The organism is Rubneribacter badeniensis, assembly GCF_002899695.1.
GTDB classification, from domain to species: Bacteria; Actinomycetota; Coriobacteriia; order Coriobacteriales; family Eggerthellaceae; genus Rubneribacter; species Rubneribacter badeniensis.
Window position 1 is genome coordinate 1 of record NZ_PPEL01000036.1, and the last position, 26783, is coordinate 26783.

Sequence of the window (26783 nt, forward strand, 5' to 3'; positions counted from 1 at the left end):
TGACCGCGAGGCTCAAGTACGTGGCCGAGAGCGAGTGGGGCTCGAGGCGCTATCTGGACGTGACTCTGCTGGAGGGGTAGCCGCACCGGACGGCGGGCTTATGAGGCTGTCGGAAAAGTGCGCAAGAGTCTGGACAGTACCCAATGGATGCAGGCGATCTACCGCGAGCTCATCCTTGCAAGGCAGGAAAAGCGGATGCTGGGAGAGGATCTCGTATGGATCGCCCGAGCCGTGGCGGAGGAGTACGGCGCGCCCTCGTCCGAGTCTGCCGTCAGAGACGCCAACGAGGCGATGAGGGGTATTCCGAGGCGCTAAGCCTGCACGCGATTTGTGCAGTTTCCTCCACAAGTTCGAGCACCCAGCGCACCCAGTTGATAGGGCTCGCTCGAGCCAACTGCCCCGGCTGTTCCCACGAGCAAGCTCCTCGAAGATATGCGAACATATGGGCCATCAACGGTTGATGCGCAGGTTTCGGAGAGGGCGGGTTCGACATCAAAACGGCATCACGCCCCTGAACTAGTAAAAGGTAGGTCATCAGAGCGAAGTGAAGGCGCAAACTGAACGGGTTCCACGCCGTTAGGAGCCATCCAGAAGGCATGGGATAGTAATGCGGATGCGGAACCATCCCAGTTCAGGGCGCACGTCGGAGCGGCAGTGGTGTCGGTGGCGACGACGTGATGATGCGATGATGCCGAACCCGTCCCAAAGGAAGCGGGAACAAGCGGATAGGAAAGACGGCAATCGAATAGTATCCCCAGTTCAGAACCCTAATCGAGGCAAGGACCTAGATAGTCGCGACTACTCCCACTCAATAGTTAAAAACTATCTCCAGTTTGTTCCAGTTTGCCGCAGTTTGTTCCAGTACGTCCCATTTGCATCCAGTCTCAAAAATTGCCGCGAATCCATGGGGTCAAATCTGGGTCACGGCTTTTCGGGTCATTCGAGTCGTTTTCGTGGGTCACGGTGGGTCACGGCAAACTGCGAGAAGTAGCTAATGATCGCATGGACATTATATTTCAAGGGAGGGTAGGATAGAGGAAACTCCGCAAAGCCCTCCCTTAGCAAGTTAGAACAGAGACCTTAGATTTTCCTTCGCTCATCCTAGAGAAAGCTTATGTTGTTTGGTTTGGTTGCGGTAGTTGCAAAGGCAGTCATAGCAATACGTGTCTCCATCGAACGTGCAGGTCGAAACGATTCCGCTTTCGGTAAGCGGCTCGGGTATCGCGAGCGCGAGGTGGAGAAGCGCGAGGCGGTCGCGGTCGCTGAGCCTGCGACTCCCGTGACAGCGACTGCCCCCGCGACAGCCACTGCGGCACCTGCAGGCGCGGCGAGTGCGGTCGCAAGCGGCGCGGCCATTCGCATCTCCAACAGGAAGAAATAACGAAAGCGATTCCCAAAAAAGAGGGGGCAGAACGTCCAGTGAGCTGCACCCCAATACTTGGACGGCTCAAATAAAGACTACGCCACCAGGGACTGGCTCCGGAACTCCTCCAGGGTCAGTCCCTTCAGTTTAACCCGGCGCCTCCTCGTGTTCCAATGGATGATATAGGCGTCGAGGTCCGCCTTGAAGGACTCGAAGTCGGGCCACGTCCTTCCCCGGAAGAGCTCGTCTTTGATGTGACCGAACACCTGCTCAGTCGCGCCGTTGTCGAAAACCCCGCAAGCGGCGCAAAACCCGCAAAACCAAAGGCAGGCAACGCTCATCGACGCTATTGTTGCTGTTCAACCATTATTTCAAGCGTATGCAGGTATTCCGAATCATCATCTGAAACGTATTCGCTCACGTGCCAAAACTCCAATAATTTGCCGCGAGGGGCAAGCGAGTGACTTTGCATGAAAGCACTCATTTCTTCAAAAGCAGCTGGTGTCAGTTGAGCCGGGCCTCTCACCGTGCGACAAAGATACGTGCCCTCGGGAAGAACAAGGGCATCATGATACTCAGCCTTCTCAATAGCCAACAGTGCTTTTTCGGGAACAAAGCAATCGTCATACCGTAGGCGAGTATAGTCCATGACGAAACACGGGATGCTATGAAGCGAGTCTATATTTATTCCCAGTTCGTGAGCTTTCTTGATTGCGTAGTACGGCAGTGGATCGGCGTCTATGTCCGAATCCTCGCTGATAACGATGTAATGGCGAGCGCCCCTATGTCTCAGCCTCGGCTCGCTGTCGCTACTCGCAAGGACGGCATCGGTCGTACTTCTCAGGCACTGCTCGATTTTTCGACGTCTTAACAAAAGTTTACTTATTGTTTCATCGATTCGATCCATCTCCTTGTTAAAGAGTTCGATGGTCTTTTCGAGGCCGTGCGACGAAAGATAGTCGCGTATGTCGCTCAAGGTGAAATTCATTTCGAGCATCGACATAACGATATTGAGGCGAGCGAACTCAACTTCGCCATATACGCGATAGGAGTTCCGCTCCCTCCTGGGCGTTATCAGTCCAACGCTCTCGTAATACCTTAGCGTGTCGGAACTAACGCCGTAGAGTTGGGCGGTCTGCTTAATATTCAGTGGCAACTTCTCGTTCATCGCCGACCCCGTCGCTCGAAGGATTCGCTACCCGCAACACTATAAACCTTAGACCGACTCCAAAGCCAATTCAAGCTATTTGATGCCATTTGAAGGAATTGGGCCTCATAAAATGACTCGTTTTCACATTATTAATCGCTTGACATTGGAATCCCTCAAGACTTTACCATTCCCTGTGGCGAGCCAAAGAAAACATTGTGCGCATTCATGATTCGAAAGGAATGGAAGTAATTATGCAGGCAGAAACCAGAACGGGAGTGATGCAGAGCGTCACCCTCGAAAGCGGAGTCGAAGCCTTCTTGGGAATCCCCTATGCAAAGCAACCTACTGGCGAGCTACGCTGGAAAGCTCCTGTCAGGTTGGAGGACTCGGACGAGCGTCGGATTTGCGACTCGTTCGGTCACTCGGCATGCCAGTTCAAAGACGAGGTTGAACCAGCCTCCCTGCACGAGCAGGGCGAAGATTGCCTCTCCCTCAATATTTGGGTCAATGGGGCTGGGAAAACCAACCTCCCCGTCATGGTTTACATTCACGGAGGTGCCTACTTTTCCGGCGGATCCGCCGATCCCCTTTACAACGGCGAGCATTTCGCCCAAAGCAAAGACGTGGTGATCGTCTCCATCAACTACCGTCTTAACGTGTTCGCCTCGATTGCACTCGACTGCCTACCCGGTGGCGAAGAGTATGAGGAGTCCGGCTACCTCGCGATTCTCGACCAAATCAAGGCTCTCGAGTGGATTAAGGAGAACATCGCCGCCTTCGGAGGAAATCCGGACTGCATCACGCTGTTCGGCGAATCGGCAGGATCGTCTAGTCAAGCCCTTCTCGCTATCCTTCCCCAGGCGAACACGCTCTTCCAGCGCGCCATCCTTGAATCCGGCCCCATACAGCTTTACAAAACCAAGGAACGCGGCGAAGCGTTCACGAAGGAATTCGCCGAGATCATGAAATGCGAAACCGCGCAACAGCTTTTGGCGAAAACTTCCGACGAGCTCCTTGCTGGAATGCAGGTTTGGTGCGATAGGCACACCTACGAGGTATCCCTCATCTTCTCGCCAACCTGCGATGGGTCGTTCCTTCCCCTCAAGCCGATGAAGGTCTGGAAGGAAGGCGCCGCGAAAAACATCGATATCATGATCGGTTGTACAGAAGACGAGTTCACTTACTTCAAATTCTATTTCGAGGATTTGCCGAGCTTCTGGCATGGCCAATTCCCCATTCATTTCGACGATCAAATCGACACAATCGATTGGGAGGAGAAGTATCGCGAAGCTTACCCCGAAAGAGATTTCGGGGAATACTACACCGACTTCATGAATGTCACGGGCTTCTTCGTCGGCGCAGACCTTATGGCCGAAGAGCAGTCCGAATACAAACCCGTGTACAACTACCTATTCCGCTACAAGTCGCGTATCGAGGGAATGGGGGCATGCCACGCCATCGAGGTTCCCTTCGTCATGAAGAATCTCAACACCCCGAACGGCCTCATGTTCACCGGTCCGAACCCCCCGGCGCATCTCGCCGAGCAGATGAATACGTGCTGGTATAACTTCGCCAAAACCGGCAAGCCTTCTGTCGAGGGAGTGGAGGAATGGCCTGTCTACACCGCAGAAGATCGCGCTCATATGGTCATCGACGAGAATGGGTGGATTGTCAAACATGACATGCGCGCGAAAGACGACGCCGTGTTCCGCCCCATGTATAGCGTTCTGCTGAACGACTAGTGATTCGAGAGAAAAAGGAAAACACCATGGATAAGGAAATGAAACTATCGGGTTATCGATGGGTTGTGCTGCTCACCGTATGCCTTATTTGCTTCATGGCAAACTTCATGCAATACCAGGTTTCAGCATGGGGCGTCGTCGTTATGGACACCCTTGGCATCGATGTCGCGGGGCTTACGAATCTTATGCTGATGCCCATGCTAACCGCAGTGTTTCTGAGCATACCCGCAGGTTCGCTTGCCGACCGTTACGGCGTAAAGATTGTGGTCTCCGTCGGACTTATTTTGTCTGTCATCGGCGGTTTCATTCGCTTCTTCATGATTGCGAACTTCGCCGCCCAGTTGGTTGCCATGTTCTTGATTGGTTGCGGAATCGCTTGCCTCAACGCCAACCTCGCGAAGGTACTGGGAACCTGGTTCAAGCAGCAGACCTCTCTCGCAATGGGCTTCTTTTATGCAGCATCGTGCGTCGCCATCGTCGTCGCCCAGGCATTCAGCACGATGTTCCCGACTCTCGGGATCTCGTACCTAGTTGCAGCGGTTGCCCTTGCCGTCACCGCGCTCTTGTGGATTCTCTTTATGAGCAATGTCCCCAAAGGCGAAAGCCTTCCTGAGCCCGAGCCCGTCATCAAGTACCTCAAGATTGCAATCAAATCGCGCAACGTTTGGTTTATCGCGCTCGCCTATGGCCTGACCCTCGCTTCTACCACCGCTTACTGCTCAATCCTCCCCTCCGCGCTTGAGCTCGCACGCGGCGTCGAAACCTCGGTCGCTGGATCGATGGCGGCAATCATCACCGTTGGCAGCTTCTTCGCCTGCTTCGCCGGCCCCGCCGTCGTACTGAAGCTAGGCAAGAACAAGCCCTTCCTCATCCTCACCACCATCGTCGCTGCAGCGGTCATGATTGTGAACTGGCTCCTTCCCCTGGGAGCCATCATGTGGGTCGTACTCGTCGTCAACGGCTTCATGACCGCCCTCTCCGGCCCTATCATCCAAGCGATGACCCCCGATTTGCCGGAAATCGGTGTGAAGTATGCCGGTTCAGCTGGCGGCATCATCGGCACCGTCGGCCTTTTGTGCTCGTATTTCATTCCCGTTATCGTCTCGACGATCACTGGTGACAATTGGACGATGAACCTTTGTGTCGAGTCTGTCCTGTTCCTCCTGAGCGTAGTGCCAATCGCCCTGTTGCCCGAAACCGGAATCAAAGCTAAGCTGCAGCAAAGCAAGCAATCCGAATAATTTCCCCTGCCGAACCCGCCTCGGCAGACTGCAACCAATCGGAAGGCCCCCTCCTCCCGCATCGCCTTCCGACAATTTATCTTCCTTCGCTGCCCATCGCCATATCCCCACATCAGTGAGCATGGGCAGTGAAGGAAATCGAACGAGAGGACGTCGACATGCCATTGCGGCGTTTTGCAATTCTGCTTTCGGTATGCTGCCTCGCTTTTACGGGCAACTTCATCCAATATCAGGCATCCGCCCTGGCCCTCGATATCATGCCGATGCTGGAAATCAACTCCGTTGGTTTTTCCACCATGTTTCTCGTTCCCATGCTTGCGGCAGTCTTTTTCGGAATCCCCTTTGGACTCGCCGGAGATAAATTCGGTCCCAAACGAGTTGTCGCAACGTGTTTTGCGATTGCTTGCATAGGGGGGTTGCTCAGGATAATCACCCTTTACAGTTACCCCCTTCAATTGGCTTCGCTCTTCCTTATAGGCATCGGAATGGCGGCATTATCGACAAACGTCGTTAAGACCATCGCCCTTTGGTTTGGAAGCAAGACAGACACAGCTGTTGGCGTCTACTATGCAGTATCCTGTCTGGGAATCGTCGCCTCACAAGCAGTGGGGGAACTGTACGACTCGGTCCGCCAAGCATACGTCATCGCAGAAATCGCCCTCGTAGCCGTGACGGCACTTTGGGTTATCGTCGATAAGAACCTTCCAAACGGCGTGAATCCCCCGAGCGAAAAGCCAGCGCTCAACACGTTTCTCGTGGCAGCAAAAAACACCAATGTCTGGCTTATTGCTCTCGCTGTCGGATTCACCCTCTCATCCAGCACAGCTTTCGCTGGACTGCTTCCCCAAGCGCTTGAATCAGGCAAAGGAATGAGCGGATTCGCTGCAGGGAACATGGCAGCCTCGGTAACCATTGCAAGCATTTTCGGATGTATCGCGGGACCTGCACTGTGCGCACATCTTAAAAGCTTTAAGCCCTATCTGATGATTATTAATATTGTCGCAAGCGCAGCAATGCTCTCCGTTTGGTATGTCGAAGGCAATGCTTCCCTACACTTCACTCTGGCAGCAAGTGGCTTTCTTTCAGCCATGACAGGGCCAATCCTTCAAGCTATGCCCGTCATGATGAGGGGAATCGGAAGTCGTTTCGCAGGAAGCGCCAGCGGCATCATCGGCACCGTCAGCCTTGCGATGTCGTTCCTGCTGCCGATATTGATCTCCGCATTACCTAACGAGAATTACGAAATCGATCTCATCATGCAGGCCGCCTGCTTCGCTACCAGCATCCTCCCTATTGCGATGCTCTCGAAGATCGAGAAGGAGCAGCCTGCATAGCCTGTCTTTCAGATCTCCAGGAACCGTGTATACCACCGCGCGACTTGAGGCTGCCGAGGCCGTCCGCAAATAGCACGCCTATACGAAGCGAATTGGCTCATGGCTACGACACGCAGCAGGCTTTATGGGCAGTATCCCAGAGCTAGCGCCTCAAGGGCCATCGCCTAAACCGTCGCCACCCTTCTTCTTGAAAATCGAGAGTCGCGCCCAGCAAGCCCCGAAGACCCGCGCACCCCATACGCTACAGCATCCCGAGCAGCTCCTCGTCGGTCGGGTTGTCGAGCGCGTCAATCAAATCGCGCACCTCCGCAAGCTGGCCTTCCAGCTCGTCGAGCCGCGCCTGGATCCGCTCCTTCTCCGCACGCGCGAACATGCCCAGGCCAGCGAGCTGTTTGCGCAGCTCGTCCTCTTCGGCGCACAGGCGCTTGCCATCTGCCATGAGCTCCGCCCGATCAGCCTCGTGCGCCTCCTGAAACGCCGCCGAAAGCCGCGTACGCTCGGTCTTTAACACGACGCCCGCTCTGGCTGCCACTTCCTGCGTGAACGACTCGGGAAAACGCTGCACAATGCTCTCGGGAATTGAGGCCGCATCGAGGCTGGTGCATCCGCGAAACGCCCGCGGCTCGATTTCCTCCACGCTCTCGGGTATCACGACCTCGCGAAGGGCTTGGCATCCCGAAAAGGCCTCTTCCCCTATCACCTTCAACGTGCCGGGCAGTTCGATCCGCTCAAGTTCGGTGCAGCTTGCGAACGCACGTCGGCCGATTGTCTTCAGGGCACCAAACTGCACGTCAACAAGCGAGGTGCAACGTTGAAAAGCATAGCGGTTGATCTCGGTCACCCCAGGCGCCACGATGCGGGAAAGCGAGGTTGCTCCCTGGAACGTGGCGTCGTCGATGCAGCCGAGCGTTTCAGCGAACGTTATCTCGCGCATGCTCGGAATATCCGCTGTCTCCCTTTGCAAGTACGAGTACGGGGAGCGCACTCCGAAGGACCCCATGATCGCCGAGATCGCCCGCTGCCTCGAAGTGAACCCCTCCTCTCTCAAATCCGACTGGGGAAGCGACGCGAACGATGCGATACACATGCTGTTCGAGCTGGAGGAGGCGTTCTGCCTCGAGCCTACCAAGGTTGGGGAAACCATCGTGCTGGCCCTTCCAGAAGACTTGGGCAGCGAGGACCAGGAGGCTCTGGCAAAGGCGCTTCGCCATTGGTATAGGAACAACAGAGACCTGAAGGACGATGAGCTGACGAGAGACGAGTATGTTGCCTGGAAGGACTCCTTCAAGGCCTAGATTCCCTAAATAGAACCGCAAACGGCCTCGTCAGAGGCTGTATTATGCCGTGACCCGTTTGTGACCCAAACCGCAAAATTCTCTTTTAGGATTGTTGATACGTTGCCGTATCAGTTTTGTGGTTGCAGGTGGCTAGCGGGTCTGCATCACCTTAGGTGGCGTATTACAGCAGGTAGTGATACGGACTCGTATCAACCGTTACTCTTGGTGATTTATTCCGATTCCGTAAAAGTCGCAGGTAGATATTGGTAATTCCACCTGTTAGCCACTTGCGAAGTGGCCTCATTATGACCTAGTTGTCTTAGGTCACGCTGCTACGAGTTTGTATATGAGCTTACGCGATTAGATATAGAAACACCCCTTGAGCAGGTAATTCTCAAGGGGTGCACTAGGTCACATATTGATACGTTATTGTATCAAATACTACTCCCACTCAATCGTCGCGGGCGGCTTGCTTGTGATGTCGTACGCCACGCGGTTCACGCCGGGGACCTCGGCCACGATGCGGCTCGACACGCGGGCAAGCACGTCGTAGGGCAGCTTCGCCCAGTCCGCCGTCATCGCGTCGGAGCTCTCCACGGCGCGCAGGATGATGGGGTAGCCGTACGTGCGCTCGTCGCCCATGACGCCGACGCTCTTCACGTCGGGCAGCACGGCGAAGTACTGCCACACGGGGCGCTCGACCTCGGGCCCGCCGGCCGCCTCGCGCGCAAGCTCGCCGTCGCGTCGCCCGCACGCCTCGAAGAGCCGCTCGTTGTACGCGTCCAACTCCTCGCGCACGATGGCGTCGGCTTCCTTCAGGATGGCCAGCTTGTCGCGCGTCACCGTGCCGATGACGCGGATGGCAAGCCCCGGCCCGGGGAAGGGCTGGCGGTGCACGATGTGGTCGGGAAGCCCGAGTGCCGTCCCCAGCGCGCGCACCTCGTCCTTGAAGAAGTGGTCCAGCGGCTCGATCAGGTCGAAATGCACGCCCTCGGGGAACGGGATCAGATTGTGATGGCTCTTGATGGTGGATGCCTTGCCGCCGGTCTTGCGCGCGCCGCTCTCGATGATGTCGGGGTAGATGGTTCCCTGCGCCAGGTACTTCACCGGGCGGCCGTCCTCGGCCAGCTCCTGCGCCACCGCGAAGAACTCCTGCCAGAACTGCGAGCCGATGATGCGGCGCTTCTCCTCGGGCTCGACGACGTCGGCCAGGAGCGCCGCGTAACGGTCCTCGGCGTGCACATGCACGAAATCCACGTCGAACTGCTGCGTGAACACCGCCTCCACTTCCTCGGGCTCGTTCTTGCGCAAAAGTCCGTGGTTCACGAACACGCAGGTCAGCTGCTTGCCGATGGCGCGGGCGCACAGCGCCGCCACCACGGAGGAGTCCACGCCGCCCGAAAGCCCCAAAATCACGCGGTCATCTCCCACCTGCGCGCGTATCGCCGCCACGGCGTCGTCGATGATCGAGTCCATCTGCCACGACGGCTCAAGGCCGCAGATGCCGAACAGGAAGTTCTTCAGCAGATCGTCGCCGCAGGCGGTGTGGCGCACCTCGGGATGGAACTGCGTCGCGTACAGCCGCCGCTCGGGGCATTCCATCGAGGCCACGGGGCACGTGTCGGTCGCGGCCGTCACCGCGAAGCCCTCCGGCACTCGGCTCACAGCGTCGCGGTGGCTCATCCACACGGTCTGCTCGGCCGGCGTGCCGCCGTACAGCAAGGACGGGGCTGCGCCGTCGCGGCCGTCGAGGCGTGTGAGCGGTGCGGGGCCGTACTCGCCCTTCTCCGTGTGCCCCACCTCGCCGCCCAGCGTGACGGCCATGATCTGCTGTCCGTAGCAAAAGCCCAGAACGGGGATGCCCAGCTCGAATATCTCCGGATCGACAGACGGCGCGTCCTCGGCGTAGACGCTCGCCGGCCCGCCCGACAAGATGATGGCCGCCGGCGCGAGCGCGCGCACTTCCTCGGCAGAGATGTCGCACGGCACGATCTCGGAGTACACGTGCAGATCGCGCACGCGGCGCGCGATGAGCTGCCCGTACTGGGCTCCGAAGTCGACGACGATGACCAGCTGGCCGATGGATGCGGTGTTCACGGATGGCTCCTTCGTGTCGTGTGCCCGCGCAAGGCGCACGGCGTGCGGCGCGGGCACGCAAACGCGGCTCGATGCGCGGGCATCCCTCTCGTATGCTCGTATGGCGGTATCTTACCCGAAAACGCCGATCCCGCCCGCGAAAGCGGACCTGCCTGCACGCGTTTTGCACGAAGCGCCGCGCGATCGCTCGTGCGCAACCGCGTTTCGGGCGATGTCCGAGCGCGTCCGAGCGCATGCTGAAGCGAGGGCGGGTCGAGGCCGAGAAAACGGGAAAGGGCTGGCTCTTGAGAGGAGCGCTAAAAGGCGATGCCTGCAAGAGGCTTTGCAAGGATTCTTGCGAGCGCCCCTGCCCTTGGCATTCTTTAGCGTTTCGTTGACGTGTTTTGGTTGCGTGCCGGGGGGGGGGGCTGTCCTTGGACGCGCCGTCTGTTCACGTTGCCTCTTTGGGAGGGTTCCCGCTTGCGCAGACGAGCTTTTTGCCGAAGCGATCGGCGACAGGCTGCCTTTCGGCGAGGCGGGCCGCAAGCTTCCTTCGCCAAGGGCGCACGCTTCGCTTGGCGACCTTGACTGTCGCGGCGCGGCGTTTTCGCTTGTCGGGTCGAAGGCCGTGCGGACGAAAAGATCGTGGCGGCATCGGCCGTACGAAACCTCTCGGCTCGCCTTGCCAAGTGCGGCATTGCGGCAAGGCCGCGCCTCTGCAACCGATGGCGTCTCGTCGCTCATCGGCTTGCGGGCGGGGTCGCGAACGGGCGTGGCTCCGTCATCGGCATACGCTGTGCGGGCGCGGAAGGAGACGCCTTTCTGAGAGCGGATGGGCGGCCGTGGAAACCGGGAGCTTGCGTCCGTTTGCGTCTGACTTTTCGGCCAATCGATGATTTTGCCTTGCGTCGATGGTACACTAGGCAAAGCGGAAAAGGCTTCGCTAGATCGATGGGGGGGGGTCGTTCATGTCCGATAGCGATGCGCTTGGCCTGTGGCTGTCTTCGATCGGTAAAGAGTCTGTCCAGGCGTTTCAAGACGACTTCTCGGGATTGACCGGCATGTCCCTCTGCCTCGTTCATCTCGACGGCGCTCCGGCGCTCGTCGCTTCGAACCGCTCGCTTCTGTGCTTTCATATCGAGGGTCGCAACGGGGTTCGCTGTCAGATGCAGCATCGCCAGTTCCTTGCGCGCATGATGGAAACGGGCGCGCTTGTCGTGGACTCCTGTTACGCGGGTCTGACGTGCTTTGCCTGCCCGGTGTTCCGCGGCAAGGAGATCGCGGGTGCGTTTTTCGGGGGCATGGTGTCGGTCGACCCGCCCGATTCGACGGTCGCGCTCGACGTGGCGCGCTACGAGGTCAAGTCGATGAGTCGCCTTGACCTGGAGAAGGCGCTGCGACTGCTCCGGTCGACGCTTTCGCTGCTCAAGGGCGTGCGCATCGCCAGCGGTCCGACGATCGACGAGACGGGCCGCGAGCTCATGGACGCCTACGGGCTCTCGTCCCGAGAGATCATGGTCATAGGGCAGATCGTTCGGGGCAAAAGCAATCTCGACATCGCCGAAGCGCTGTTCATCAGCGAGAAGACCGTGAAAACCCACATCACGAACATTTTGAAGAAAACGCCGGCTAAGAACCGTTACGATCTGGCTCTTCTGTGCAAGAAATACTTCGATGCTTAGGGGTCGTTCGTGAAGATCAATCGGCAGTTCACCCTCGTGCTCCTGGGGAGTGTCCTGTTTTTCGCCCTCGTGTCCATGGCGGCCAGCTATCAGGTTCTCGGCGAGATGCAAAGGCACGCCGCGTACAACTTCTTGCAAACGACGAGCGGGTTCGCCGAATCGATGATGCGCGATCAGACGGACGCGTTCGAGGCCGTTGGCGTCTCGGCGGTGCGCGACGCCGCGGATGAGGGCGAGGATGCGGATCGATGGAGGGAATGCGTGGGCTCGACGATCGCGGTGCTGCCGAGCCTGGACTTCGCCTTCGTCGTCGACCGGGGGGGGGGGGTGCTCGCTTCTTCGCCAGGGGTGCGTGAAAAAGTCGGAGAGGCATTTCGCCGCCATCTCGATGCCGTCGTAGGGGAGGGGGCCAAATCTATCGGCTGCTTGGACGTCGTGGACTTGGGCGACGTGCTCGAGGAAGGCGATCCTGCTTACGAACGTCATCTTGTGCGAGCGGCTGACGGGCGAACGGTCACGCGCGCCCTCGTGAACCTCGCTATTGTTGCGTCCGAAGACGGTTCCAAGCTGCTTGTGATGGGCGAGATCGTCAACAGCGACCAGCGCTATCCGGCTGCGTACACTGATCGGGTGGAGGGGTCGTTCCTATCATTCGTCGTAGACGACGTACGCGTGTGTACGAACCTTTCGCGAGGCAAGGACAACTCGTCGCAGCTTGGAACGCCCGCTTCCATTGCGCTTGAAGACGTTCCCGAAGAGGGGTTCTTCGATCGCGAGCTCTCGTCGGCTGGCTACCAGTACTACTATCTTTACACGCCGATCACGAACCACTGGGGCGAGCCAGTCGCCAGCATGGGGGTCGGCATCCGCGAGGCGGTGTATTCGAGCCTCATCCACAACAACACGCTTGTGGTGCTTGCGGTCACCCTCGGCGTGCTCCCGCTCGTGTTCGCGGCGGGGTGGCTGTTCAGCAACCGCATCACCCGATCTTTGAAGACAAGCGAGCGCATGGCGAGAAGCATCATGGAGGGGGATTACGCTGCGGTGGAGCGCTGTCCCGTGCCGGAGGAGTCCATCAACGAGTCGGATCGGCTTGTGCTCAGTTTGCGCACCATGGCGGCCAGCCTCAATGCGAGCCAGCGCGAGATCAGGGAGAATGTGCGGGCGCTCGAAGCGAGCAAAGAGGCCGCGCAGGACTTGTCCGATCAGCTTCTGCGCGCTAACGACAATCTGGAGATCACCGTGCGCGCCCGCACGCTCGAGCTGCAGCAGCTGGCCGCGGGGCTCGCTGTGTCGAACTCCACGAAAACGCGTTTCATCGCCAACATAAGCCATGAGCTGAAGACGCCGTTGACCAGCTGCATCTCGGCATCGGAGCTTTTGCTTTCCGAGATGTTCGGACCTCTCAACGCCAAGCAGCGCGACTATGTGGGCAACATCCATCAGGGCAGCTCGCATCTGCTCGAACTCATCAACGACATTCTGGCGACCGCCAAGATCGACGAGGGCCGCGTGAGCCTTCGCTTCGAAACGTTCGCCGTGGGCGAGGCGCTTGACGAGGTGGCGAGAACGGTAACGGGATCTCGCATGGAGCGCTCCGACGACATTCGCGTGTCGTGCGAGCCGGAAGAGCTTGCCGTGACGGCTGACCGCGTGGTGCTCAAGCAGGTCCTCTACAACCTGCTGTCGAACGCGGCGAAGTTCTCGGAGCCGGGCAGCGAAATACGCGTCGAGGCGTGCGAAAGGGCTCGGGGCGGGCACCGCGTCGTGGAGTTCGCCATCTCGGATCGCGGCATTGGCATCGCGGCTGGCGATCTGGATCGGGTCTTCTACGAGTTCGAGCAGGTGGAGAACTCGTATTCGCGCACATACGAGGGCACGGGGCTCGGTCTGCCTTTGGCTCGTCGCCAAGTGGAGTTGCACGGAGGCAGGCTGTGGCTGGAAAGCGAATTGGGCTTCGGAACGACGGCGCGGTTCTACGTGCCGGCTCGGCCGGAGGCGCCCAGCGACGAGGGAGGAAGGAGCGACGCGTGAACGAGAGGGTGCTCGTCGTTGACGACAACGACGTGAACCGTCGGATGATGGTGGACGTGCTTGAGCAGTGGGGCTACCGGGTGGACGAGGCCGACAACGGCAAGGTGGTCATGAGGATGGTGGAGGAGCTTCTTCCCGATCTCGTCCTTCTCGACGTTATGCTGCCGGGCATGAACGGCTACGAGATATGCCATTGGCTCAAGCAGAATCCCAAGACCGACCATATCCCTGTCATCATGCTCACGGTGCTCAGCGATAGCGAGTCGCGTGCGCGCGGCATCGGCGTGGGGGCCGATCTGTTCGTGAGCCGTCCTCCCAACTATCAGGAGATGCACAGGAACATAGAATCGCTTTTGCGCAACAAGCGCAAGTACCGCTGCATGGAGAGTGCGGAGGCCCTTTGCGGGTTCTTGGAGGGTCTTGTGCGGCGGCTGTCGGCTGTCGAGTACGAGCGGTACCAGGGTGCCTTCGGCTATGCGCTGCGCACGGCGAAAATCCTCGGCATCGACGACGACGGCTGCCATCGCATGATGATGGGCGCCTTGTGCTGCGCGCTGGAGAGGTCTCTTGAGCGGGTGGGCGTCGAAGGGGATTCCGTGGACGACCTCGTGGGGCCGCTCAACGCCGCGCCATGGATGCGGCGGTTCCTCGCATACCAGCGCCATCCGGGATCGCTCGGCGACGAGGGGCCTTCCGCGGCGATCTATTTCGCGTGCGAACGCTACTGGGATCTGCGGGCTCGGGGTTCGTCGGACGAAGCTGCGCTTGAAGAGGTCCGCCGAAGGCTGTCTGGCGTTCCCGCGCGCCTGTCCGTGGTCGATGCGCTCAAACAGGCGGTGAGCGACGAGGCGTTTTTGCGACGCTTCGGCACTGCGGAGGGCGACGCGGGAACGTGACGGGGCGCGGCTATCGAGCGGACATGGCCGCGTTCGCCTCGTCCAGGCTTTCGTATCCGTAAAGGCGTACGAGCTGTTCATAGATGAGCTCGCTGCCGTTGATCCCCTGGTCTGCAAGCCCTTGGAGGTGCCGCGCGTAAAGCCTCAGCGTGCGCGGCGAGTATGTGCGCAGCTCGGCACGCAGGTACGTTTCGAACGAGGTTCCTTGGCGGCTGGCTGCGTCGTCGGACAGATCTCTGCCCCGCTCGACGATGAAGGGGTGCCGGGCTCGCGCATCGGCCTCCCACGACACGATGAGGTCGGCTGCGCCGTCGGCCAATTCGGCCACGCCGTCTTCGAGCGGGGGCAGACGCTCTTCGATGGCGGCGAAGGCGTCGGGATCGGTGTGCTCCATCATGCGCGCGTACTTCTCGGTCATGAGGTTGCGGCCTTCGTCGCTCGCAGCGCGCAGGTCGTCGCGGTAGCTGCACAGCAAGACGGCGGGCCAAGTGAGATACTGACTGCGCCGTTGCAGGTCGAACGTGTCGGGTTGCCGTTGGCACGCCGTCTGCCCGTCGAGGCTTTGGACGGCGGAGAACATGCGCCACTCTCGTTCGATGATTTCGTCGATGATTGGAGACGTCTCTTCTTTCATGATTCCTCCTTGCAGGTTGCGCCAACCGCCGCGCGATCGCGTCGGCTGGCATTCGCGTGGTGCGACGGCCGGATATCAGCAGGGCGCTTCGAGCGGTATCCTCTTCAGCCACCCTTCTTCGATGCCGCGATGCAGCTCAACGGCCAAGGTGTACAGATCCGTGCCCGTGCTTTGGACGAGCCCGCTTTCGCGCACGGCATCCGCAAGACCTGCGCACCAGCGGTTGATTGCGGCCGCCGTGCGCGGCCAGCGGTCGTCGGCGTTGGCGTCGGGGGCGGCGATCTGCTCGGCGGCGAGAAACGAAGCCTCTCCGAGGATCGGCAGCTTGCGCACGAGCGGTTGCAGCCATTTGTAAAAGGGAGGGTAGGCGCCGTTCGCGTAGTAAACGATGCGCAGCGCAGCGGTCATGAACGTCGTCTGCGCGAGCAGCGCCGCGCATCGTCGGCCCCGCCGCATCATGCGGGGGTAGTTGTACTGTCCGGCTTGCGAGGCTAGGTAGCAGCAATAAGCGAGTTTCTTGCGCCGCGCATCGTCCGGATAGCCTTCCGAAAGCTCCTTTCGCCAAGCGCTGAACTCGCCGAGGTTGTCGCAGAACATGACGCCGTTCGTGGCGACGGCCAGATTTGCGTCGGGCAGCGCCCACCATTCCTCGAGCGTGCGCGGCGGGTGGTCGAATCCTATGAAGCGCCGATAGAATCCGTCGACGGAGAACACTCCCACGCGGCTGTCGTTCGTTCCCATCATGCGCGTGAAGCGCGACGGAATGCCGGGATCCGCCCGCAGGCCGCGCAGCGTGCGGGCGATCGCCTTTCCTTCTATGCGATAGACGTTTTCAGGAAGCCAGAGGCAGAATCCTGCGCCCCAGTCGTGGTCGCGCGAATGCTCGTCGTCGATGCCGAAGCATTCCGATCCTTCGCCCACCAGTCCGGCAGCAAGGTGAGGTAGCGCGTCGGCGTGACGTGCTGCGAGCGCCGGCAGGCCGCGTTCGCGAAAGAACGACTCTCCCAGCTCGAGCCCGTTCATGGTCGCGGCGCCTCTTGTTCTCCGAGGGCGGCCTTCGCGCGCTCGAGCAGCTCGTGGCCATCGGGCAAGAGCTGCCGGTAAACTTCGATCGACCTCCTCACCAACTCTTCGCCCAGATCCTCCTCGCCGATTTGCTTGAAGCAGAAACCGGTGTTGTACAGCGAGGTGGCGTACGCCACGGATGCCGTCTCGTGGCGTTCGAGCGTCGAGCACACTCGCACATGGCGGCTCAGGGCCTCTTCGTAGTCCCCCTTGTCCTGATGGCAGAGCGCTTCGTTGTTCAGGGCGGTGAGGTATTCCATCGACGCTTCGCCCAATGCGGCGGCGAACGCCTCTTTCGCGTGCTTGAAAAGCGCGAGGCTTTCGTCGATCCGTCCAAGCAGCCGCACTGCGCCCGCATAGTTCATGAGAGCCATGGCGTATTCGGGGCTTTCGGGTCCCTCCGTGCGAGCGAGCAGGTTGACCGCGCTTTTGAACCGGTTCGCGGCCGATTCGTAGTCCCCGGCCGCGCGCAGACACGACCCCAGCTCGTTCAATGCGGCGGCGTATTCGCAGCTCTCCGGTCCGTATTCCTTGAGAATCCCCTCGAGCGACGCTTCGACGACGGCGGCTTTGTCGCGAGCGTCGTCGTCGGCGGCGTCGATCCGGTCGTAGAGCTCTTGCAGCGCGTTGGCCATCAGTACAGCACCTCCTCGGCCACATAGCAGGCGATGCCCTGCTCGATGAACAGGTCTTGGATGTGCTCGAGCTTGTCCTCGGATGTGGGAGTCTCCTCCGAATACTCGTAGGATTTCCCCAGCTGCTTGTATTTGGAGTCGCCCAGCCGGTGAAACGGCAGGATGTTGACCTCGTAGAGCCCCAGCCCGTTCATGAAGTCGGCGAGAGCGCGGATATTCTCGTCGCCGTCGTTGTAGCCGCGGATCACGGGCATGCGCAGGATGAGCCTTCCCGGCCAATCGGATTGCGCAAGCGCGGAGATGTTGCCGAGGATCGTCTCGTTGCACACGCCGGTCTTCTCCAGATGCCGGTCCGAATCCATGTGCTTGACGTCGATGAACGCGAAATCGATGTGCTGCATCGTGTCCATGAACACCGAGCGATCGGCGAACGCCGTCGTCTCGATGGCCGTGTGGATCCGCTGCTCGCGGCACCATTTCGCCACAGTGCGCACGAACTCGTGCTGCATGAGCGCCTCGCCGCCCGAGAACGTGACGCCGCCTCCGTCCGACCAGTACTTTCGGTCGCGCAGCACCACGTCTTTCACCTCGTCGACCGTCATCCACGTTCCCGAGAGTTTGATGGCTTCTGCGTAGCACGCCTTCGTGCACTCGAACGTGCGGCACGAATCGCACACGTCGTGGTCGAGTATGACCGGCGCCTCCTTCTCGGCATCGTCCACGCTGATCGCTCCGTGAGGGCAGGCGTCCACGCAACGCGCGCACTCGTATTTCGAGCGCTTGCATTTCTTGCCGACGAACATCACCTTCTGCTTGAGCTCAAGCCCTTCGGGATTGGAGCACCATGCGCAGCGCAGGGGGCATCCCGCCAAGAAGATGAGCGTTCGCGATCCCGGTCCGTCATGCACCGAGAATCCTTGGACGTCGAAGATAAGGGCCTTGTCCATCGTCTGCCTCCTTGCAGATCGCGAAAGGGCGGGGGACTTACGCCCCCCGCCCGGTTGCTCGTCAGCCTACTCGCGATAGCCTTCGCACGTGGTCGCCGGCCTGCTGCCGAGCACCCAGTGGGAGCCGTCGCTCAAACCCGTGCAGGTGCCGATGTTGTCTTCGTCCGGGTTGGAGAAGTTCGCGCACGTCTCGCACTTCGGCTTGCGGACGAACGCGGGGCAGGACTCCCCGGCCCAATCCACCATGCCGCCGTGCTTGAGGCAGATGCCCTTCACGACGTCAATCGCCTGGTAGTTCCAACAATCGATATGCTGGCATGTCATAGTTATCTACACTCCTTCGTACTCGGTGCGGGCGATGAGCTCGTCCTGGATGGGCTTGCTGATTTCGACCCAGTACTGGGTGAACCCGGCCACGCGCACCATGAGGTCGCGGTAGTTCTCGGGCTCCTTCTGGGCCTTCACGAGCATCTTGCTGTCCACCACGTTGAACTGGATGTGGAATCCTCCGCTCACCATGTAGGCGCGCACGAGGTCGGCGAGGTGCTTCGTGCCGGCGTCGCCCTTGATGGCGGTCGGGTGGATCTTCATGTTCATCTGGGAGTTCTGGGACTGGCTCTGATCCCAGCAGCAGGCCGACTCGAACAGCGCGTACGGGCCCTTGCGGTCGGTGCCGGGTGCGGCCGACAGCGAAGCGTCGGCGAACGTTACGCCGGCGAGGCGGCCGTCGGGCGTGGCCACTTCGTTGTTGCCGAACGTGCCGTGCGTGGACACGGATATCTGGCACGGATAGAGCGGCTCGTCCATGAAAGAGCGCAGCGCCCGTGGGAACTTGCAGAACCATTCCTCGTACTCGCGCAGGATGCCGTCGGCGTACGGATCGCCCACGCCGTACTTCGGCGCGGCCAAACAATCGCTCAGGATCTCGTCATAGGCGGCTCCGTCGGGCTTTTGCACCTGCTCGGACATCGAGTAGCTGCCGATCTCGGAGGCCAGGTAGAAGCCGAAGTTGTTCTCGATGGCGTCGCGCATGTCGTCGAGGGTGTACTTGCCGTCCTCGTACACGAGCTTCTTCAGGGATGCGAGCGAGTTCACCATGTTCACGGTGCCGGTGGACTCCACGCCGAAGAACGTCGAGTTGTACATCGCCCCCATGTGCTCGATGTCGTGGCCCTTGTCGAGGCAGCCCGGCGTGGTGGCGGAGTTCCACAGCGTCGGCATCATCTTGCGGTGCAGGTCGTGCTGGATGTTGCCGAACTTCAACTGGATGCCCACGATGAACTCGTAGTAGGCCTTGTACTGCTCCCAGAACTCCTCGTACGTTTCCAGCTTCTTGTCGTGTGGCGGCAAAAGCTGGATGCCGGTGCGCATGTCCTTGCCGTTGAACAGCACGAGGTTCACGACGGAGGGGTTCGAGATGAAGTGGACGCCGTTCACCGTGGCGCCGCTCGCGCCGCTGGGGATCTCGTACTCCACGCCGTTCACCGTGACGGTCTTCCACGTGCCGGCGTTCGTTTCCAAGCAGCCGCCGATGGCGAAGGCGCGGGCTTCGTCTACCTTCATGCCCTCGTGCGCGCACTGGTCGAGCACGAAATCCTGCCCCACGCGGCAGTTCATGTACGCAGGGAAGCCGCTTCCCATCTTCACGACCTCGGCCGCCTTGAGGAGGAAGTCCTCGGGAAGCTTCTCGTCCCACAGCACGCTCAGCGTGGGCTGGGTGGTGGGGACGCGCTCGGCCGCTTCGAGGAACATCCAGTCCAGCTTGTTGCTGGCCGGACGGCCGTCGCGGGTGAGGCCGCCGAGGGCCACGTTGTTGAACGTGTTGCCCATGAGCACGCTTGACGAGGCGGTGCTCACGAACAGGTCGATGGCGGTGAACTTCACGCGCATGAGCTCGAGGATCTCCATGACCTCGTCGTCGGTGATGCGGCCGTTTTTGATGTCCTGGTCGTACCAGGGGAAGAGGACCTGACCGAGGCGTCCGGGAGACATGCCGGAAGCCACTTCCTCGTTGACGAGCGCAAGCTGCGTGAACCACATGATCTGCACTGCCTCGCGGAACGTGCGCGGAGGCTTGTGCTGAATCCAGGCCAGCGTCTCGCGGATCTGCTCGTATTCGGATTTCTGCTTCGCGTCGTCGGTGAGGGGGATACGGCGGTCGAGCTCTTTGACGTAGTTGCCGATCCAATCCCGGATGCCCTTGATGACGATGCCCACGGCCTGGTAGAAGTACATGCGGTCGAGGCCGCCGTAACCGTCGCCATCGGCCTGGCCGGCCACTTCGAGGTACTTCTGGTCGCAGATCTCGATCATTCCGTCGAGGCCGTACTGCAACGGGTAGTAGTAGGACACCACCTGGCGGCCGACGGGAATGGTGTAGGCCGAGTCGGCGCGCGACGTGGCGGTGCGCAGCAGGTTGTTCTTCACGTCGAAGCCGGGCACGGTGGAGCTGATGCGCTCGCCGACCTCCTCGAGGGTCTTGCCGGCCCAGTACTCGGTGATCTTGTTGAGGGCGGGAACCTCCTCGGTGCGCAGGCCGAACTTGCCGGCCAGCGAGATGGCGCCGGGCAGGTCGTGCGTCACGTTGCCGCCGCCGGTGCCGATCTGAACCTGCTTGTCCATATCGCTGCGGGCGTTGCTGTCGGACTTGTACTTCTCGTACAGCTCGGAGCCCTTGGCCACGAAGAACGACTGGATGAGCCACGGGTTGCCGAACGAGCCGCGCAGGTAGTTCGTCTTGGCGCCCACGATGAGCTCGCCGGGGTAGATGGTGGGCTCGAGGTGCGCGAACGCGTAGGCTTGGGCCTTGGCGCGCCGCAGGATGGTCAGGTCGCCTTCGAGCTCTTCCCATTTGCGGGTGAAGTTGTACTGCCACTCGGTGGTGGTGGAGGCGAGCGCCTGGTAGTAGTCGTCGAGCAGGGCTTTCGCGCGCTCGGACGCGTCGTAGCCAAGATCCTCGCGCTCGGCGATGACGTCCTGGTCGATGGAGCCGTCGCCGCCGTACTTGAAGTTCAGGCCCTGGCCTTTCTCCTCAAGTATCTCGGTGAGCTTTCTCGTCTTCTCAGCTGTGGTCATCTTCCTTCCTTTCTGCTTTGAGTGCGGTGCACTATCCTGGGACGGGCCTTTGGCGCGCCCCTTCTCCTCATCACGCGGTCTTCTTGTTGCGCAGGATGATCATGCCGATGACCAGGCAAATGAAGATGCAGACCGCGTAGATGACGAACGCCGGCGTGTACGTTCCCGTAATGTCGAAGATGGCGCCTGTCAGCGGGTTGCAGATGATGGGGCCGAGGTAGAAGAAGAACTGCATGGTGCCGTAGATGCTCGTGTACTCCTTCTCGCCGAATGCCGTGTTGACGAGCAGGGCTGCGAACATGCTGGGAGTCGCGTAGAACAGGCCGAACATGACCGCCTGCACGTAGCACAGCGCGGGGTTCATGCTGACGAACAGAAGCAGGATGTACTGCACGACGGAGATGACCAGCGCGAGGACGAACGTCGCCTTCATGCCGATGCGGTCGCGGAGGAATCCCCAGATGAACTTCCCAAGCATGAGGAAGAGGCTCACGGTGCTCACGACGGTTGCCGCGAACACGGCCTCGTAGCCCGTTCCCACCAAGTAGGCGGAAAGCTGCTGGAACGTGCCCACCGACATGCCGGAGAGGCAGATGACGACGAACGCCAGCACGTAGAACTTAGGCGAGCGGATGGCTTCCTTGTAGGTGTAGCCCTCGAGCACGACCTCTTTCTTCTCGTCGGAGCCTTCGGCCTCTGCCTTGGCGGCGAGCTCGGCCTGCTTCTCCTCGTAACCCAGCGCATGCAGGCCCTTGTCCTCGGGCTTGTAGACGTAGATGACGAGCACGGGGATGAAGCACACGAACATGATGGCCGCAAGGACCATGTAGGCGGTCTGGTAGCTCATGGTGCTGATGAGCTGCTGCGCGATGGGGTTGAAGATCATGCTGCCGAAGCCCGATCCGGCCATCGCGATGCCGAGCACGGTGCCTTTGTTCTTGATGAACCAGTTGTTGATCAAGACGCCCACCGTGGTGGTGCTCACGAACGCCAGTCCGAAGCCGATGCAGATGCCGCACGCGTAGAACTGCCAAGCTTCGCGGCACTGCGAAAGCAGGCAGAAAGCGGCGCACATGATCAAAAACCCGATGACGGTCATGATCTTCGGCTTGATCTTGGAATAGATCTTGTTCAGGAACGGCACGGTGAGCATGAGCGCGAAGTTCTGGAACGACGTGTAGAGCGTGAAGGCCGAGCGCGACAGCCCCGTCGCCTCGGTGACGGGCAGCACGAACTGGTTCACCGTGTTGACGATGATGCCCGTGCCGACGATCAGCATGATGATGCACGCCACGAGAATCGCGTACCCGTAGAAAAACCTGCCTTTCGTCTGCGTCATGATCCCTCCTTTATCGATGGTCTCGCCTGCTCGCTTGGGGCGAGAGGCTGGTGTACGATGCGTGCGACGTTCTCGGCGGCATTACGAGCCTTTTGAACGCTTCATGCCGTGTCACCTCCTTCGCGGTCGAATACGGCGAGCGCTTCCGCTTTCATGCGGTGGCTTTGTTCTTGTCTTTTCCCGAGAGCATGATCGAGCCTGCGATCAGGCAGATGAATATGGCGATGCCGTAGACGATCCAGGCGATGCTGTAGGCGCCCGTCCCGTCAAAGATGGCTCCGGACAGCGGGTTGGCGATGATGGGGCCCAGGTAGAAGAAGATCTGCACCGATCCGTAGATGGAGCTGAACTCCTTCTCGCCGAACGACGCGATGGTCAAAAGCGGGGAGAACACGGTGGGCGTGGCGTAGGCCAGGCCGAACACGGCGGCGTACACGTAGCACAGGGCCGTGTTGAGCGGCACGAGCAAGACGAGCACGTAGGACAGCACGAAGAAGCTCAGCGCGACGATGAGCGTCGGGCGCGGGCCGAACTGGTCGCGCACGCGGCCCCAGACGACCTTGCCCACCATGAGAAACGCGCTCGTGATGCCGATGATCGATGCGGCGAACATGGGATCGAATCCCACGCCGGTGAAGTACGCTTGCAGGTGCGTGAACGTTCCCTGACCGCAGCCGCTCAGGCACAAGACGATGAACGCGAGCAGGTAGAACTTTGGCGAGCGAATGGCCTCTTTGTAGGACGTGCCTGTGCGAACCACCTCGTTCGCGTTCGAGCCGGACGCGGACGCCTGCTCGTCGTAGCCCAAGGGCTTGAGCCCGATGTCCTCGGGCTTGAAGCGGTAGACGATCATGACGGGGATGAACACGACGAAGATGATCGCCGCCAGCATGAGGTAGGCGGTTTGGTAGCCGTACGTGGCTATGAGGTTTTGCCCCAAGGGGTTGAATATCATGCTGCCGAAGCCCGATCCGGCCATCGCGATGCCGATGACGAGCCCCTTGTTCTTGATGAACCAGTTGTTCATGAGCATGGACACCGTCGAGGTGCTGACCGTGGCCAGGCCCGCGCCGATGACGAACCCGCAGATCCAGAACTGCCAGGCTTCGCGGCATTGCGACAGCGCGGCGAACGAGAGGATCATCACTGCCGCGCCCGTGATGGTGAACAGCTTCGGCTTGATCTTCTTGTAAATGACGCCCAGAAACGGCACGAAGATCATGAGCGCCGTGTTCTGGAACGAGAGGTACAGCGTCATGCTGCTGCGCGGCAAGCCGAGCTCGTCGCATACGGGCGTGATGAACTGCCCCGCGCAATTGTTGACGATGCCGGTGCCCACGATCAGCATCACCAAGCATGTCGCCAGCATGTAGTACCCGTAGAAGATCCGTCGCTTCCCTCGCGTCATGCGGCACCACTTCCTCTCGATGGGATCTTGGTTGAAGCGCGTTCCCGGGGCGGCGACCGGCCTATGGCGATCTCTTGCGCCCGCTTGTAACGATACGGAACCGGAATGCGGGTTTGAATCGGTCGCCGGTCGTAAAGTCGGAGTTTCGCCGAGGCGGGGAAGGGGTCGAATGCGACCTTCTGCGACCTGTTGGATGCGGGATCGTACGTTTTCGGCGCGAAACGGCGATGTGCTTCCTCTGTTTTCTTTCCGTCGTCGAGCGAACCTCGTGTACCATGCCGAGCGTGAAGAACGCGCCGGGCGATATCGGCGCGCCGCATGCTCCGGGCGGCTTCGATGCGTCGGAGGCCCTGGTGCGTTCGCGTCTGCCGCAGACGACCTGCATGCGGCGATGCGTTGCCGGGTCGTCGGAGGAGGAACAGCGCGATACGCGCGCCGCTGTCCGGATGCGCTCCCCATCGGGGTGGGCGGCGGTGTTCGCAGCGACGGGCCGTCGTCAGGGCAGACAGTAACCGCGTCGAGTCAACCAAGGAAACCTGCATATGATCTTTGAAGCTTTGAAGGCGCTCCTCGTCGGCATCGTCGAGGGCATCACCGAATGGCTGCCCATCTCGTCCACCGGGCACATGATCCTCGTCGACGAGTTCGTGAAGCTGCAAGTGTCGGACGACTTCCTGGCCCTGTTCCTCGTCGTCATCCAGCTGGGCGCCATCATGGCGGTGCTCATCCTGTACTTCCACAAGCTCAATCCCTTCTCGCCGCGCAAGACGCAGGTGGAGAAGCGCAGCACGTGGCGTCTGTGGGGCATGGTGGCCATCGGCTGCATCCCGGCGGCCATCATCGGCCTCGCGTTCGACGACTGGGTGAACGAGCATTTCTACAACAAGGTGACCGTGGCGGCGATGCTCATCCTCTACGGCATCGCGTTCATCGTGATCGAGCGGCGCAACCGTCGGCGCCTGCGCGAAGCGGAGGCGGCCCTCGCCGCGCCGCGCGGTCGGCACGCCCGCCCCTCGTACGGCGATGCGGCCGACGAGGCCGAGGCGCAGCTGTTCAAGATCACCGATGTGGACGAAGTCGACTGGAAGACGGCGCTCAAGATCGGCTGCTTCCAGGTGCTCGCCATCATCCCCGGCACCTCGCGTTCCGGCTCCACCATCATCGGCGGCATGCTGTGCGGCTGCTCGCGTACGGCGGCGGCCGAGTTCACGTTCTTTTTGGCCATCCCCATCATGTTCGGATGGGGGCTGGTGAAGTGCGTCAAGTTCTTCGCGGCCGGGCTCGTCATGACGAACGTCGAGATCGTCGTGCTCGTGGTGGGAATCGTGTCGGCGTTCGTGATGTCGGTCATCGCCATTAAGTTCCTCATGGGCTACATCAAGAAGAACGACTTCACCGTGTTCGGCTGGTATCGCATCGTCGTGGGCGTCCTCGTGCTGGCCTACTTCGCCTTCGAGAGCATGGGCATGCTGCCGTAAGGGCAGGGGCGGGGAGGAAGGGGCCGGACGCTCCGGACATCTCCGTTTTTTTGGTGGGGCTCCGTTTTTCCCGCCTCTGGTGTTTCCGCTTCGTAAAACTTCGCTTTTGATTCGCGCGGCGCGCCTTCGGGTGTGCCGCTTTTGCTATCATGGTGGGCACACGAGGGCCGGCCGGCGTTTGCGGCGCCGCGGCCACGCTCGTTACCGCTTTTGAGAGTTGAGAGGAAGTGCCGATGTCTGACGAAAGCAGCTCCCTTGCGGAGATCCAAGAACATCGCGCCAAGATCGACGAGATCGATCGACAGATTGTCGCGCTGCTGAACAAGCGCGCCGGTCATTCGCTGGTCATCCGCGGCTTGAAGCCCGGTGCCCACCTGGGCCTGTACGACCCGAAGCGCGAGGAGGAAATCTTCGCGAAGCTGAACGGCTACAACGAGGGTCCCCTTTACAACGAGAACCTGCGCGAGATATACGCCAGCATTCTGAAGGTGATGAAGGAGACGCCGTCGGTATGAGCGATCAGATAGCAACCAAGCTGCCGGATTACGGCACTCGCACCGACGAGATCACCCTGTTCGCCGGCCCCTGTTCGGTGGAAAGCGCCGAGCAGTTCAACGAAGTGGCTGAGTGCATCGCGGGCCTCGGCCTCACGTGGATCCGCGGCGGCGCGTTCAAGCCGCGCACAAACCCGCACTCGTTCCAGGGCCTTGGCGAAGAGGCGCTGAAGATCATGGCGGATGCCGGTCAGAAATACGGCCTGAAAACGCTCACCGAGGTCATGGACTCGGCGCACTGCGAGATGGTGCATTCCTACGTGGATGGTCTGCAGGTGGGCGCGCGCAACTTCCAGAACTTCAGCCTGTTGAAGAACATCGGTCACGTCACGCGCGATTCGCATAAGATGGTGCTGTTCAAGCGCGGCTTCGCGGGCACCATCTCCGAATGGCTGTCGGCGTGCGACTACATCACGATGGAGGGCAACGACAACGTGGTGCTGTGCGAGCGCGGCCTGCGCACGTTCGAGACGGCCACGCGCTTCACGCTGGACATCTCGGCCGTGCCCGTGGTGCACAAGCAGAGCCTGTACCCCATCTGCGTGGACGTCTCGCATCCGGCCGGCGTGCGCGACCTCGTGCCGCCGCTCGCGAAGGCCGCCGTGGCCGTGGGCTGCGACTCCATCATGATCGAGGTGCATCCGAACCCGCCGGCGGCCCTGTCCGACGGCCCGCAGCAGCTCACGCCCGCCCAGTTCGCCGAGCTGGTGGGCCAGCTGCGCGAGATCGCCGCGGTGTTCGGCAAGAAGATCGTGTAGGCCCGCCGTCGCGCGACGCGCTGCGAGGGGGATTTGCGTTTCTCGGGGCCGCCTTCGGGCGGCCCTTTTCGTGTTCGAGTGCGGAGGGGGGCGGG

Annotated in this window: 21 protein-coding genes and 1 pseudogene; 10 read left to right on the forward strand and 12 right to left on the reverse strand. The window is 60.5% G+C overall.

Annotated elements, in window-relative coordinates:
• Positions 1-1458: 1458 nt before the first annotated feature.
• A pseudogene (locus C2L80_RS07160) lies at positions 1459-1650 on the reverse strand (IS3 family transposase); the annotation flags it as partial.
• 59 nt (positions 1651-1709) lie between these two features.
• The gene (locus tag C2L80_RS07165; RefSeq protein WP_066661388.1) at positions 1710-2531 is read right to left on the reverse strand and encodes a MerR family transcriptional regulator; all 822 of its coding nucleotides are present in this window, start codon (positions 2529-2531) and stop codon (positions 1710-1712) included.
• Positions 2532-2764: 233 nt separating this feature from the next.
• Here C2L80_RS07165 and C2L80_RS07170 point away from each other — a divergent pair, with 233 nt between their 5' ends.
• From C2L80_RS07170 to C2L80_RS07180, 3 genes are all read left to right on the forward strand, one after another.
• Entirely contained in the window at positions 2765-4255 is a 1491-nt protein-coding gene (locus C2L80_RS07170) for a carboxylesterase/lipase family protein (RefSeq protein WP_157941033.1), read from the forward strand.
• A gap of 26 nt (positions 4256-4281) precedes the next feature.
• Entirely contained in the window at positions 4282-5496 is a 1215-nt protein-coding gene (locus C2L80_RS07175) for an MFS transporter (protein WP_103262919.1), read from the forward strand.
• A gap of 128 nt (positions 5497-5624) precedes the next feature.
• Positions 5625-6830 carry an MFS transporter gene (locus C2L80_RS07180; RefSeq protein WP_129589916.1) on the forward strand — a complete coding sequence of 402 codons (1206 nt, stop codon included), beginning with the start codon at positions 5625-5627 and terminating at the stop codon, positions 6828-6830.
• 241 nt (positions 6831-7071) lie between these two features.
• Here C2L80_RS07180 and C2L80_RS07185 read toward each other — a convergent pair whose 3' ends face one another.
• Complete coding sequence (locus tag C2L80_RS07185; protein WP_066661393.1) at positions 7072-7764, reverse strand: leucine-rich repeat domain-containing protein; 693 nt, start codon at positions 7762-7764, stop codon at positions 7072-7074.
• 64 nt (positions 7765-7828) lie between these two features.
• On the opposite strand from C2L80_RS07185, the gene C2L80_RS13875 reads away from it, so the two are divergent.
• Positions 7829-8125: a hypothetical protein gene (locus tag C2L80_RS13875; RefSeq protein WP_157941034.1), complete on the forward strand. Its 297-nt coding sequence runs from the start codon at positions 7829-7831 to the stop codon at positions 8123-8125.
• A gap of 423 nt (positions 8126-8548) precedes the next feature.
• On the opposite strand, the gene guaA is transcribed toward C2L80_RS13875, so the two are convergent.
• Positions 8549-10204, reverse strand: coding sequence for a glutamine-hydrolyzing GMP synthase (guaA, locus tag C2L80_RS07190; protein WP_193602628.1), 1656 nt, complete (start codon positions 10202-10204; stop codon positions 8549-8551).
• A gap of 947 nt (positions 10205-11151) precedes the next feature.
• Between guaA and C2L80_RS14580 the strand changes: the two genes are divergently transcribed.
• From C2L80_RS14580 to C2L80_RS07205, 3 genes are read left to right on the forward strand one after another with little or no spacing between them, the layout of a single operon-like run.
• Positions 11152-11865, forward strand: coding sequence for a LuxR C-terminal-related transcriptional regulator (locus C2L80_RS14580; RefSeq protein ID WP_087197687.1), 714 nt, complete (start codon positions 11152-11154; stop codon positions 11863-11865).
• Positions 11866-11874: 9 nt separating this feature from the next.
• On the forward strand, positions 11875-13899 hold the full coding sequence (locus C2L80_RS07200; RefSeq protein ID WP_103262921.1) for an ATP-binding protein: 2025 nt from the start codon (positions 11875-11877) through the stop codon (positions 13897-13899).
• Positions 13896-14795 carry a response regulator gene (locus tag C2L80_RS07205; RefSeq protein WP_087197691.1) on the forward strand — a complete coding sequence of 300 codons (900 nt, stop codon included), beginning with the start codon at positions 13896-13898 and terminating at the stop codon, positions 14793-14795. The genes C2L80_RS07200 and C2L80_RS07205 overlap by 4 nt, the downstream gene beginning before the upstream one ends.
• A gap of 10 nt (positions 14796-14805) precedes the next feature.
• Here C2L80_RS07205 and C2L80_RS07210 read toward each other — a convergent pair whose 3' ends face one another.
• From C2L80_RS07210 to C2L80_RS07245, 8 genes are all read right to left on the reverse strand, one after another.
• Positions 14806-15429, reverse strand: coding sequence for a DUF4125 family protein (locus tag C2L80_RS07210; protein WP_087197693.1), 624 nt, complete (start codon positions 15427-15429; stop codon positions 14806-14808).
• Between the two features lie 75 nt (positions 15430-15504).
• Complete coding sequence (locus C2L80_RS07215; RefSeq protein WP_087197695.1) at positions 15505-16452, reverse strand: DUF4037 domain-containing protein; 948 nt, start codon at positions 16450-16452, stop codon at positions 15505-15507.
• Positions 16449-17129 (reverse strand): tetratricopeptide repeat protein, encoded by a 681-nt coding sequence (locus C2L80_RS07220; protein WP_087197697.1) that lies wholly within the window; start codon positions 17127-17129, stop codon positions 16449-16451. Before C2L80_RS07220 ends, C2L80_RS07215 begins: the two co-directional genes overlap by 4 nt.
• Entirely contained in the window at positions 17129-18076 is a 948-nt protein-coding gene (gene hpdA / locus C2L80_RS07225) for a 4-hydroxyphenylacetate decarboxylase activase (protein ID WP_087197699.1), read from the reverse strand. The genes C2L80_RS07220 and hpdA overlap by 1 nt, the downstream gene beginning before the upstream one ends.
• A 66-nt stretch (positions 18077-18142) precedes the next feature.
• Entirely contained in the window at positions 18143-18400 is a 258-nt protein-coding gene (gene hpdC / locus C2L80_RS07230) for a 4-hydroxyphenylacetate decarboxylase small subunit (protein WP_087197701.1), read from the reverse strand.
• Between the two features lie 6 nt (positions 18401-18406).
• Positions 18407-21151 (reverse strand): 4-hydroxyphenylacetate decarboxylase large subunit, encoded by a 2745-nt coding sequence (gene hpdB, locus C2L80_RS07235; RefSeq protein ID WP_103262922.1) that lies wholly within the window; start codon positions 21149-21151, stop codon positions 18407-18409.
• A gap of 70 nt (positions 21152-21221) precedes the next feature.
• Positions 21222-22490: an MFS transporter gene (locus C2L80_RS07240; RefSeq protein WP_103262923.1), complete on the reverse strand. Its 1269-nt coding sequence runs from the start codon at positions 22488-22490 to the stop codon at positions 21222-21224.
• 151 nt (positions 22491-22641) lie between these two features.
• Positions 22642-23898: an MFS transporter gene (locus C2L80_RS07245; protein WP_157941035.1), complete on the reverse strand. Its 1257-nt coding sequence runs from the start codon at positions 23896-23898 to the stop codon at positions 22642-22644.
• Between the two features lie 542 nt (positions 23899-24440).
• Here C2L80_RS07245 and C2L80_RS07250 point away from each other — a divergent pair.
• The 3 genes from C2L80_RS07250 to aroF all read left to right on the forward strand — a co-directional run bounded on the left by C2L80_RS07250 (position 24441) and on the right by aroF (position 26688).
• Entirely contained in the window at positions 24441-25376 is a 936-nt protein-coding gene (locus C2L80_RS07250) for an undecaprenyl-diphosphate phosphatase (RefSeq protein ID WP_087197709.1), read from the forward strand.
• 233 nt (positions 25377-25609) lie between these two features.
• Positions 25610-25891 carry a chorismate mutase gene (locus C2L80_RS07255; protein WP_087197711.1) on the forward strand — a complete coding sequence of 94 codons (282 nt, stop codon included), beginning with the start codon at positions 25610-25612 and terminating at the stop codon, positions 25889-25891.
• Entirely contained in the window at positions 25888-26688 is an 801-nt protein-coding gene (gene aroF / locus C2L80_RS07260) for a 3-deoxy-7-phosphoheptulonate synthase (RefSeq protein ID WP_087197712.1), read from the forward strand. Before C2L80_RS07255 ends, aroF begins: the two co-directional genes overlap by 4 nt.
• Positions 26689-26783 lie beyond the last annotated feature (95 nt).

Coding starts and splice junctions, on each gene's coding strand:
- hpdC (WP_087197701.1), bottom strand. CDS start 18,400: ATGACATGCCAGCATATCGATTGTTGGAACTACCAGGCGATTGACGTC.
- C2L80_RS07255 (WP_087197711.1), top strand. CDS start 25,610: ATGTCTGACGAAAGCAGCTCCCTTGCGGAGATCCAAGAACATCGCGCC.
- C2L80_RS07215 (WP_087197695.1), bottom strand. CDS start 16,452: ATGAACGGGCTCGAGCTGGGAGAGTCGTTCTTTCGCGAACGCGGCCTG.
- aroF (WP_087197712.1), top strand. CDS start 25,888: ATGAGCGATCAGATAGCAACCAAGCTGCCGGATTACGGCACTCGCACC.
- C2L80_RS07185 (WP_066661393.1), bottom strand. CDS start 7,764: ATGCGCGAGATAACGTTCGCTGAAACGCTCGGCTGCATCGACGACGCC.
- C2L80_RS07220 (WP_087197697.1), bottom strand. CDS start 17,129: ATGGCCAACGCGCTGCAAGAGCTCTACGACCGGATCGACGCCGCCGAC.
- C2L80_RS13875 (WP_157941034.1), top strand. CDS start 7,829: ATGATCGCCGAGATCGCCCGCTGCCTCGAAGTGAACCCCTCCTCTCTC.
- C2L80_RS07175 (WP_103262919.1), top strand. CDS start 4,282: ATGGATAAGGAAATGAAACTATCGGGTTATCGATGGGTTGTGCTGCTC.
- C2L80_RS07165 (WP_066661388.1), bottom strand. CDS start 2,531: ATGAACGAGAAGTTGCCACTGAATATTAAGCAGACCGCCCAACTCTAC.
- C2L80_RS07250 (WP_087197709.1), top strand. CDS start 24,441: ATGATCTTTGAAGCTTTGAAGGCGCTCCTCGTCGGCATCGTCGAGGGC.
- C2L80_RS07170 (WP_157941033.1), top strand. CDS start 2,765: ATGCAGGCAGAAACCAGAACGGGAGTGATGCAGAGCGTCACCCTCGAA.
- C2L80_RS07245 (WP_157941035.1), bottom strand. CDS start 23,898: ATGACGCGAGGGAAGCGACGGATCTTCTACGGGTACTACATGCTGGCG.
- C2L80_RS07210 (WP_087197693.1), bottom strand. CDS start 15,429: ATGAAAGAAGAGACGTCTCCAATCATCGACGAAATCATCGAACGAGAG.
- hpdA (WP_087197699.1), bottom strand. CDS start 18,076: ATGGACAAGGCCCTTATCTTCGACGTCCAAGGATTCTCGGTGCATGAC.
- hpdB (WP_103262922.1), bottom strand. CDS start 21,151: ATGACCACAGCTGAGAAGACGAGAAAGCTCACCGAGATACTTGAGGAG.
- C2L80_RS14580 (WP_087197687.1), top strand. CDS start 11,152: ATGTCCGATAGCGATGCGCTTGGCCTGTGGCTGTCTTCGATCGGTAAA.
- C2L80_RS07240 (WP_103262923.1), bottom strand. CDS start 22,490: ATGACGCAGACGAAAGGCAGGTTTTTCTACGGGTACGCGATTCTCGTG.